We start from the raw sequence: 10,442 nt of genomic DNA on the forward strand, positions 1-10,442 counted from the left end.
GGCGGGGACTGAGCCGACACAGGCCGGCGGAAACCATCAGGCCGCTGCCCCGTGCGCAACGACCTGGCCGGTTGGCTGCACTCGCGGCGCCCGCCACGGCAGCACGTTCCTGGTGAGCACGATGAACAGCACCGTCACGATGACGGTCGCGACCGCGGCACCGACGATCTGGAACACCTCGAACTCGGCCCCGCGCGGCATCACCACGAGGCTGACGACCGCCGAGAAACTGATTGCGGGGATACGGAACACCGGTTGGGTCGCCCATGCGGCCAAAGGAACGATCGCCCAGAGCAGATACCAGGGCTGCACCACCGGGAAGAACAAGACGATCGCACCGAACGCGACGCCGAGCGCGCCGACCGGATGCAACCGTCCCATGCTGGTTGCCATCAACATCCGCAGCGTCACGAATCCCGCGGCGACCGCCGCGATCGGGCGCGTGATGAAGAGCAGCGCGGTGGTGTGATCACCGAGCCCGAGCAGCACCCCGCCGAACCCGGTGATGATGCCGATCACCGTCGGCAGCGACAACCAGCTGCGCACCGCATTGGCCGTGTTGATGGTGAAGAGCCAGCCGAAGCCGAGGCCACTCGCCGAACTGACGAAAAGTATGGTGACCAAGGCGATCCCGCCGAGCATGGCAGCGGAGATGGCGACGTTGCGCAGGGACAAGCCCCAACGCCGTGCCAACGCCATGCCGACGAAACCTAGTGCGATGATCGCGGTGGCCTTGACCAGACAGCCGAGCGTGATGACGACGGCGCCGCCGAACATCCAGGCGTAGGCGCGTCCGTCGAACGGATGGGTGTCCTCGATGGCCCGCAGGCAGAACTCCAGGCCTGCCAGCATCAGCCCGAGCATCAGCGCGTCGTTGTGCACGCCGCCGATCAGATGGAAGAGCACCAGCGGATTCGCCGCGCCGAGCCACAGCGCGGTGACCGGCGCGACGCCGCAGCGCACCGAAAGGCGCGGCAGCGCCCAGACGATCAGCGCGACGCCGGCCAGCGCGAGCAATCGGTGCACCCAGATGCCGAGAACGATGTTGTCGCCGGTGAGTTCGGCGATGCCGCGGCCGATCCAGAGGAACAGCGGACCGTACGGCGCCGGCGTCTTCTGCCAGATGGTCGGCACGTTGTTGGTCAGCACATTGTCGATGCCGAGCCCGTCGACCGGCCCCTCTTGGTACGGGTCGATCCCGCGCGCCGCGATTTCGCTTTGTGCCAGATAGGAATACACGTCGTTGCTGAACAGCGGCGGCGCGACGCTGAGCGGGATGATCCAGAGCAGCAGCGTGCGATCGAGCTGGGATCGGGTGAGCCGGTGCAGTGGCGAGCCACCGATCCGGCCGATGGTGAAGCGGCCGAGCAACAGCCAGGCCAGCACGACGATGACGGTGCCGACCATGCACATGGCGAGCGACCCGGTGTGTGCCCGCGCGAAGATGCCGAGCACCCGGACGCCGGAGGTCGGATTCTGGTGCACCGGCTGCGCGCCGATGCCGAGCGCGCTGATCGCCATCAGCACCGTCCCGGTGGCGCCCATCAGGCGAATCCAGTGGAGTTGGGCCAGCTCCTTGCGGTCGAGACCCGGCACCTCGGATTCGTCTCTGTGCAACACGGCGATCGTGTGATCGGCAGCAGGCACGTCCAAACCGAGTGCCCGGCGCCCGAATGCCAGTGTTGTGCGCCGCGCGCCTTCCAGTACCGCCACGAGACGAAGCGTAATCGGCATCGCCCGCGCGAGTCCGCCCACAGCCTGTCTACGGGCCTGCTCGTTCCGATCGGCAGCGCCATTGACGGGGGCACAATCAACACATGGTTTCGGAGTCCAGGCGACGGATCGAGGTCGCCGCGTGCGAATTGCTCGCGCGGCACGGGTATCACGGATTCGGTTTGAAGGCGCTGAGCGAGGCCGCCGGTTTGCCGTACGGGTCGATCTACCACCACTTTCCGGGCGGCAAGGAGGAGATCGCGGTCGCGGCGATCACCGGAACCGGCGTGCTGTGCGGGCGGATGATCCGGCAGGCGCCGACGGATGTGTTCGCGACGACGAACACTCTCTTCGAGTTCATGGTCGCCAAGCTCGCGCACTCGGAATGGGCCGACGGCTGCCCGATCGGCACCCCCGGTCTGGACGGCGGCAGCGATGTCGAGGCGGTCCGGGCGGCGTGCGGCTCGGCGTTCGACGCGATGGAGCAGGCGTTCGGCGGGTTGCTCGCCGAGTTGGGGTTGTCCGGGCAGGAGGCGGGGGAGTTGGCGACGACGGTGGTCGCCGCGTACGAGGGCGCGACCCTGTTGGCCAGGGTGCGGCGCTCCGAGGAGCCGCTGCGCACGGTGGCTCGGGCGATGGAGCGGCTGATCAGGGTGACGTTCGCCGCGGCGAGTCAGGCGCAGGTCCCGGTTGTCGCCGGGGAGGGCGGGCCTTCGGGCACCGGCTCGTCGGATGTCGATACGGGCATGCCGGATGTCGAATCGGCCGACGTCGAGGCGCGGGTGATCGCGGCTGCCGCGGAGGGAGCCGCCGGAAATATTCCGGATGTGGTGCTCGGCCAACGCGATCCACGCGTGAACTCTTGACTGGAAAGACCGTTCTACTGAGAATCGGATCATGCAGCGTCTGATGTTGACCGGTCCCGGCGAAATGCGCTGGGAAGAACACCCAGAACCCCAACTGACCGGGCCGAATCAGGCGCTGGTCCGCCCGATCGCCGTGGCAACCTGCGATATCGATCCTGCGGTCCTGCGCGGCCAGTTCCCGCTGCCAGGCCCGTATCCGTTCGGGCACGAGGGCGTCGCCGAAGTCGTCGCGGTCGGCGCCGACGTGCGCACCGTCGCGGTCGGTGATCGCGTCGTTGTCCCGTTCCAAATCTCTTGCGGCACTTGCCGTTCCTGCCTGCGCGGCCGCACCGGCAACTGCACGAGCCACCCTCGGCTTTCCACCTTCGGCCTCGGTCAGCTCGGTGGGCTCGACTGGGGCGGGCTCTGGGCCGATCTCGTGCTGATCCCGCACGCCGACGCCATGCTGGTGCCGCTGCCCGCCGGTGTCGACCCGGCCGTCGTCGCCAGTGCCAGCGACAACATCCCCGACGGGTATCGCGCCGTCGGTCCGCAGCTCGCCGACAACCCCGGCGCCGAGGTGCTGGTGATCGGCGGCCCGGCGGCGCCGTCGATCGGGCTGTACGCGGCAGGACTTGCCGTCGCGCTCGGCGCAGCCAGGGTGGTCTACCTCGACGACTCCGTCGAGCGGCTGGACATCGCCAGGTCCCTCGGCGCCGAAGCGATCGAGGGAGCACGGGACACTCGCGTCGGCCGCTTCCCGATCACCGTCGAATCCGCCGGTGGCGCAACGGCTTTGCGTGCCGCGATCGACGCCACCGGCTACGACGGCGTTGCCACCAGCGTCAGCGTCCAGCTCGGCGAGGTGCCGCTGCCGATCTTCGACATGTACACGCGCTGCTGCACGTTCCACACCGGTCGTGCGCACGCCCGTCCCGCGATCCCCCTCGTGCTGGATCTGGTTGCCGAGGGCCGCTTCGATCCGTCGCTGGTCACCACGCGCACAGCAACCTGGGACGAGGCCGTCGACGCGCTGCTGGAGACGCCGATCAAGCTCGTCGTCACCCGCTGAGCGCCCGGCGAAGGCCGTCGGACGACCACATGTGACGTAACGCACTCGGTGCGAAACGCACCGGACAATTTCCGCATCACCGTGCGGCACCTCGGATTTCGCGACGGGCGACCCGCGATCAGGGGTCTATGCAGGTCACGAGCGGTCTGAAGTCAGGGCGCCCTTATTAGATTTCGGGAACGAATTAAGCCACACTGATGTTGTGAAAACCGTGGGTTTGCGGAACAACGATGAGGGAGCTGGTCGCCGGACCAGTGCCGCGTCGTCCGCTGCCCAGGGCACGGTCGCCGAAGGGCACACCCGCGCGGCCATCGTCCAGCTGCTGCTGGAGGAAGGCCCGATCACCGCGACCGCTATCGGAACCACGCTCGGCCTCGCGCCCGCCGGGGTGCGGCGCCACCTCGATGCGCTCATCGATTCCGGCCAAGCCAGGGCGAGCAGGTCCGCGCCGTGGCAGCAGAAGGGTCGCGGGCGTCCGGCCAAGCAATACCAGCTCACGGCCGCGGGCCGCGGCCAACTCGGCCACGCCTACGACGACCTGGCCGGTGCGGCGATCCGCCAGCTCGGCGAGATCGGCGGCGAACAAGCCATCGCCGAGTTCGCGCGCAGACGGGCCAGGACTATCGTGGCCGGGATCGTTCCGGTCGAGGAACACACCCCGCAGCAGACCGAGGCCAAGGCCGAGGAGATCGCGGAGGCGTTCACCGAAGCCGGTTTCGCCGCCTCCACCCGCAAGGTGGGAGCAGGCGTGCAGATCTGCCAGCACCACTGCCCGGTCGCGCACGTCGCGGAGGAATTCCCGCAGTTGTGCCAGGCAGAACTCGAGGCGTTCCGTGACCTGCTCGGCACCCACGTGCAGCGGCTGGCCACGATCGCCAACGGCGATTGCGCGTGCACGACGCACGTGCCGCTGCTCGTACTGCCGATTACCAAAACTTCACCACAAACCGCGGCACAGCCCGCCGCGGTACGAACGAACGACTCCGGAAGGAGTGCCGAATGACGACAACCACCGACCAGGTGCAACCGCTCACCCAGGAAGAGACCATCGCGTCCCTGGGCAAATACGGTTACGGCTGGGCCGATTCGGACGTGGCCGGAGCGAGTGCGCAACGAGGCCTGTCCGAGGCGGTTGTTCGCGATATCTCGGCCAAGAAGAGCGAACCCGACTGGATGCTCGACATCCGGCTGAAGGCGCTGCGCATCTTCGACCGCAAGCCCATGCCGAACTGGGGCTCCAACCTCGACGGCATCGACTTCGACAACATCAAGTACTTCGTGCGTTCCAGCGAGAAGCAGGCCGCCACGTGGGACGACCTGCCCGAGGACATCAAGAACACCTACGACAAGCTCGGCATCCCGGAAGCGGAGAAGCAGCGCCTGGTCTCCGGTGTCGCCGCGCAGTACGAGTCCGAGGTCGTCTACCACTCGATCCGTGAGGACCTGGAGAAGCAGGGCGTCATCTTCCTCGACACCGACACGGCGTTGAAGGAGCACCCGGAGATCTTCCAGGAGTACTTCGGCTCGGTGATCCCGGCAGGAGACAACAAGTTCTCCGCGCTGAACACCGCGGTGTGGTCGGGTGGCTCGTTCATCTACGTGCCGCCCGGCGTGCACGTCGACATCCCGCTGCAGGCCTACTTCCGGATCAACACCGAGAACATGGGCCAGTTCGAGCGGACGCTGATCATCGTCGACGAGAACGCCTACGTGCACTACGTCGAGGGCTGCACCGCGCCGATCTACAAGTCGGACTCGCTGCACTCCGCGGTCGTCGAGATCATCGTGAAGAAGGGCGGCCGCTGCCGCTACACCACGATCCAGAACTGGTCGAACAACGTCTACAACCTGGTCACCAAGCGGGCCAAGGCCGAGGCGGGCGCGACCATGGAGTGGGTCGACGGCAACATCGGCTCCAAGGTCACCATGAAGTACCCGGCGGTCTGGATGACCGGCGAGTACGCCCGCGGTGAGGTGCTCTCGGTGGCGTTCGCCGGCGAGGGCCAGCACCAGGACACCGGCGCCAAAATGCTGCACCTGGCGCCGCACACCTCGTCGAACATCATCAGCAAGTCGGTGGCGCGCGGCGGCGGCCGGGCCTCCTACCGTGGCCTCGTCCAGGTGAACAAGGGCGCGTACGGATCCAAGTCGACGGTGAAATGCGATGCGCTGCTTGTCGATACGGTCAGCCGCTCGGACACCTACCCGTACGTCGACATCCGCGAGGACGACGTGACGATGGGCCACGAGGCGACCGTCTCGAAGGTCTCCGAGGATCAGCTGTTCTACCTGATGAGCCGCGGCATGACCGAGGACGAAGCGATGGCGATGGTGGTGCGCGGCTTCGTCGAGCCCATCGCCAAGGAACTGCCGATGGAATACGCGTTGGAACTGAACCGGCTCATCGAGCTGCAGATGGAAGGAGCCGTCGGCTGATGGCGACAGGTGTCATTGGCGCGGTCGAAGGCGAGAACCCTTCGAAGCCGATTCAGAACCCGGGCGCCGGAGCCGCGATCAACAAGGGCGAGGTCTTTACTTCGTTCGATGTGAACGCCTTCGAGATTCCGTCCGGTCGCGACGAGGAGTGGCGGTTCACCCCGCTGCGCCGGTTGCGTGGGCTGCACGACGGCACGGCCGTGCGTGACGGGCAGGCGACGGTCGAGATCAGTCAGGTCGACGGTGTCCAGGTGGAGACCGTCGGTCGCGACGACGCGCGACTCGGTGCCGCGGGCACGCCCGCGGATCGGGTTGCGGCGCAGGCGTACTCGGGCTTCGAACAGGCCACCGTGGTGTCGGTCGGCAAGGAGACCGAGGTCGCCGAACCGGTCGTCGTCACCGTCACCGGCCCTGGTGAAGGCAAAACGGCCTACGGCCACTTGCAGATTCGGCTCGGCAACTTCGCCACCGCCACCGTGGTGATCGATCAGCGCGGCAGCGGAACCTACGCCGAGAACGTGGAATTCGTGCTCGGTGACAGTGCGAAGCTCACTGTCGTCGCCGTCCAGGACTGGGCCGACGACGCCGTGAACGCCACCGCGCACCACGCGCTGCTCGGCCGCGACGCCACGCTGCGGCACATTGCCGTCACGCTCGGCGGTGAGCTGGTTCGGCTCACCGGAACCGTGCGCTACGCGGGCCCCGGTGGCGACGCGGAACTGCTCGGCCTCTACTTCGCCGATGCCGGTCAGCATTTCGAGCAGCGTCTGCTCGTCGACCACTCGCAGCCGAACTGCAAGTCGAACGTGTTGTACAAGGGTGCGCTGCAAGGAGATCCGAAGTCGCCGAAGGGCGATGCACGGACGGTGTGGGTCGGCGATGTGCTGATCCGCGCGGCCGCCGAAGGCACCGACACCTTCGAGGTGAACCGCAACCTGGTGCTCACCGACGGCGCCCGCGCCGACTCGGTGCCGAACCTGGAGATCGAGACCGGCGAGATCGCCGGTGCCGGACACGCCTCGGCGACCGGACGTTTCGACGACGAGCAGCTGTTCTACCTGCGCGCTCGTGGCATTCCGGAAGAGGTGGCGCGACGCCTGGTCGTGCGCGGCTTCTTCCAGGAGATCATCCAGAAGATCGCGGTACCCGAGATCCGGGAGCGGCTCGAGTCGGCCATCGAAGCCGAACTCGCCGCTATCGGCGTCTGAACCCGAACGTACACCCCCACAAAGGAACTCGAATTCGATGACCACCCTGGAAATCAAGGACCTGCACGTCGAGGTTGCCAACCCGGACGAGTCCGGTGAGCCCATCAAGATCCTGAAGGGCGTTAACCTCACCATCAATTCCGGTGAGACGCACGCCATCATGGGTCCCAACGGCTCCGGCAAGTCGACGCTGTCGTACGCGATCGCAGGCCACCCCAAGTACACGGTGACCTCCGGCTCGATCACCCTCGACGGCGAGGACGTCCTCGCGATGTCCGTCGACGAGCGCGCGCGGGCAGGCCTGTTCCTCGCCATGCAGTACCCGGTCGAGGTGCCCGGCGTTTCCACGTCGAACTTCCTGCGTACCGCCGCCACCGCCGTGCGCGGTGAGGCGCCCAAGCTGCGGCACTGGGTCAAGGAAGTCAAGGAGTCGATGGCCGAGCTGGAGATCGACCCTGCCTTCGCCGAGCGCAACGTCAACGAAGGCTTCTCCGGTGGCGAGAAGAAGCGGCACGAGATCCTGCAGCTCGGCCTGCTGAAGCCGAAGATCGCGATCCTGGACGAGACCGACTCGGGCCTCGACGTCGACGCGCTGCGCATCGTCTCCGAGGGTGTGAACCGCTACAAGGAGCGCGAAAACGGTGGCGTGCTGCTGATTACGCACTACACCCGGATCCTGCGCTACATCCAGCCGGAATTCGTGCACGTTTTCGTCGGCGGTCGCATCGTCGCCGAGGGCGGCTCGGAGCTGGCCGACGAACTCGACGCCAACGGCTACGTCCGTTTCACTCAGACAGCTACCGCGGGAGCGTGATATGACCGCCACCGTCCACACACTCGACGTGGCCCGCGTGCGGGCCGACTTCCCGATCCTGAGCCGCACGGTTCGGGACGGGAAACCGTTGGTGTACCTGGACTCCGGCGCGACTTCGCAGCGGCCGCTCGCCGTGCTCGACGCGGAACGTCGGTTCCTGACCGAGAGCAATGCGGCGGTGCACCGAGGCGCGCATCAGCTGGCCGAGGAGGCGACCGACGCCTACGAGGCCGCCCGCGCCGACATCGGCCGGTTCGTCGGTGTCGACGCCGGGGAGATCGTGTTCACCAAGAACGCGACCGAATCGCTGAACCTGGTGACCTACTCGTTCGCCGACGACCGGTTCCCGTACCACGTCGGTCCCGGCGACGAGATCGTGATCACCGAGATCGAGCATCACGCGAATCTCGTTCCGTGGCAGGAGCTTGCGCGCCGGACCGGTGCGACGTTGACGTGGTACGGCGTCACCGACGACGGCCGCATCGACCTCGACTCGCTCGAATTGTCGCCTGCCACCAAGGTTGTCGCGTTCACCCACCAGTCCAACGTGACCGGTGCGATCACCGATGTCGCCGAATTGGTGCGTCGCGCAAAGGCTGTCGGTGCGCTGACGGTGCTCGACGCCTGCCAGTCGGTGCCGCACATGTCGGTCGACTTCCGTGCCCTCGGCGTGGACTTCGCCGCGTTCTCCGGGCACAAGATGTTCGGTCCGTCCGGTGTCGGCGTGCTGTACGGGCGCCGCGCGCTGCTCGAGGAGACCCCGCCGTTCATCACCGGCGGCTCGATGATCGAGACCGTGACCATGGAGGGCAGCACCTACGCGCCGCCGCCGCAGCGGTTCGAGGCAGGCGTGCCGATGACCTCACAGGTCGTCGGATTGGGCGCTGCCGTGCGGTATCTCGAAGCTTTGGACATGGACGTTGTTGCGGCGCACGAGCATTCGTTGGTGTCCGCGGCGCTCGCCGGACTCGGCGCCATCGACGGCGTGCGGATCGTCGGCCCGACGGAGAACATCGACCGCGGCGGTGCCGTGTCGTTCGTGGTGGACGGTATCCACGCACACGATGTCGGCCAGATCCTCGATGACGAGGGTGTCGCGGTCCGAGTCGGACATTTCTGCGCGTGGCCGCTGCTGCGTCGGCTTGGTGTCCCCGCCGCCGTGCGTGCCTCCTTCGCCGCCTACAACACGCTCGACGAGGTCGACGCACTGGTTGCCGCGGTGCGGAAGGCTCAGAGCTTCTTCGGAGTTGCATAGAACATGCGCATGGAGCAGATGTACCAGGAAGTGATCCTGGACCACTACAAGCACCCGCATCACCGCGGGCTGCGGGAGCCGTTCGGTGCCGAAGTGCACCACGTGAACCCGACCTGCGGTGACGAGGTGACCCTGCGCGTCCAGCTCGACGACAACGGTGATGTCGCCGACGTCTCCTACGACGGGCAGGGCTGCTCGATCAGCCAGGCCGCCACCTCCATCCTCACCGACCAGGTGATCGGCCTGCCCGTGCAGCAGGCGCTGAAGGTGGTCGACTCGTACAGTGAGATGGTCTCCAGCCGCGGCACCATCGAAGGCGACGAAGAGATGATCGGCGACGGCATCGCGCTCGCCGGCGTCTCGAAGTACCCTGCTCGGGTCAAATGCGCGTTGCTCGGCTGGCTCGCGTTCAAGGACGCGGTACTGCGGGTAACCGCAGCGGAGGAAGCAAAGCGTCCCATGGGAAACGGGGAGAAGCAGTCATGACTGAAACACCGGCCACCGAGACCGCCGAGCAGATCGATGCCGCGGCCTCCGTCGACGGCGCCGCGTCGGTCGAGCTGACCGAGGAGGAGATCAAGCGCCTCGAGGACCTCGAGGAGGCGATGCGTGACGTCGTCGACCCCGAACTCGGCATCAACGTGGTCGACCTCGGCCTGGTCTACGGCCTCGCCGTCCAAGACGAGGTCGCCATCCTCGACATGACCCTGACGTCCGCCGCCTGCCCCCTCACCGACGTCATCGAAGACCAGTCCCGCAACGCCCTGGTCCGCAGCGGCCTGGTAGAAGACCTCAAAATCAACTGGGTCTGGATGCCCCCCTGGGGCCCAGACAAGATCACCGAGGACGGCCGCGAACAACTCCGAGCCCTGGGCTTCACCGTATAAAGACTTCGAGGTCTCTGACTCAAAGCTCTCGAAACGGGACCACAGCCAGATGACCCGGCTGGGACAAGACGCCGCGTGACTGACTGCGGAGGTCAGCCGGGTACGGCAGGCGAAGCAACCACGCTAATCCGGTGCAAACCCCGAGATGCCGCACTCACAGGAGACCGTTGAGCTGAGGAATTCTGTTTCTCGAAAGCTCTCGAAACGGGACC

General features: G+C 66.7%; 10 protein-coding genes. 9 read left to right on the forward strand and 1 reads right to left on the reverse strand.

Annotated elements, in window-relative coordinates:
- Nucleotides 1–36: 36 nt before the first annotated feature.
- On the reverse strand, nt 37–1,713 hold the full coding sequence (gene mptB / locus NA11_RS28945; RefSeq protein WP_069165206.1) for a polyprenol phosphomannose-dependent alpha 1,6 mannosyltransferase MptB: 1,677 nt from the start codon (nt 1,711–1,713) through the stop codon (nt 37–39).
- 104 nt (nt 1,714–1,817) lie between these two features.
- Here mptB and NA11_RS28950 point away from each other — a divergent pair, with 104 nt between their 5' ends.
- From NA11_RS28950 to NA11_RS28990, 9 genes are all read left to right on the forward strand, one after another.
- On the forward strand, nt 1,818–2,579 hold the full coding sequence (locus NA11_RS28950) for a TetR/AcrR family transcriptional regulator (protein ID WP_069165189.1): 762 nt from the start codon (nt 1,818–1,820) through the stop codon (nt 2,577–2,579).
- 31 nt (nt 2,580–2,610) lie between these two features.
- Nucleotides 2,611–3,630, forward strand: coding sequence for a zinc-dependent alcohol dehydrogenase (locus NA11_RS28955; protein ID WP_069165190.1), 1,020 nt, complete (start codon nt 2,611–2,613; stop codon nt 3,628–3,630).
- 202 nt (nt 3,631–3,832) lie between these two features.
- Nucleotides 3,833–4,633 (forward strand): helix-turn-helix transcriptional regulator, encoded by an 801-nt coding sequence (locus NA11_RS28960; RefSeq protein ID WP_084655157.1) that lies wholly within the window; start codon nt 3,833–3,835, stop codon nt 4,631–4,633.
- Nucleotides 4,630–6,066, forward strand: a complete 1,437-nt coding sequence (sufB, locus tag NA11_RS28965) for a Fe-S cluster assembly protein SufB (RefSeq protein ID WP_069165191.1) — start codon at nt 4,630–4,632, stop codon at nt 6,064–6,066. The genes NA11_RS28960 and sufB overlap by 4 nt, the downstream gene beginning before the upstream one ends.
- Nucleotides 6,066–7,274, forward strand: a complete 1,209-nt coding sequence (gene sufD, locus NA11_RS28970; protein WP_069165192.1) for a Fe-S cluster assembly protein SufD — start codon at nt 6,066–6,068, stop codon at nt 7,272–7,274. Before sufB ends, sufD begins: the two co-directional genes overlap by 1 nt.
- Before the next feature lie 37 nt (nt 7,275–7,311).
- Complete coding sequence (gene sufC / locus NA11_RS28975; RefSeq protein WP_069165193.1) at nt 7,312–8,088, forward strand: Fe-S cluster assembly ATPase SufC; 777 nt, start codon at nt 7,312–7,314, stop codon at nt 8,086–8,088.
- Nucleotide 8,089: 1 nt separating this feature from the next.
- Nucleotides 8,090–9,343, forward strand: a complete 1,254-nt coding sequence (locus tag NA11_RS28980) for a cysteine desulfurase (protein ID WP_069165194.1) — start codon at nt 8,090–8,092, stop codon at nt 9,341–9,343.
- 3 nt (nt 9,344–9,346) lie between these two features.
- Nucleotides 9,347–9,829: a Fe-S cluster assembly sulfur transfer protein SufU gene (gene sufU, locus NA11_RS28985; RefSeq protein WP_069165195.1), complete on the forward strand. Its 483-nt coding sequence runs from the start codon at nt 9,347–9,349 to the stop codon at nt 9,827–9,829.
- Nucleotides 9,826–10,230, forward strand: coding sequence for a metal-sulfur cluster assembly factor (locus NA11_RS28990; RefSeq protein WP_069165196.1), 405 nt, complete (start codon nt 9,826–9,828; stop codon nt 10,228–10,230). The genes sufU and NA11_RS28990 overlap by 4 nt, the downstream gene beginning before the upstream one ends.
- The last annotated feature ends 212 nt before the right edge of the window (nt 10,231–10,442 follow it).

It is taken from the genome of Nocardia altamirensis NBRC 108246 (genome assembly GCF_001612685.1).
Lineage (GTDB): Bacteria > Actinomycetota > Actinomycetes > Mycobacteriales > Mycobacteriaceae > Nocardia > Nocardia altamirensis.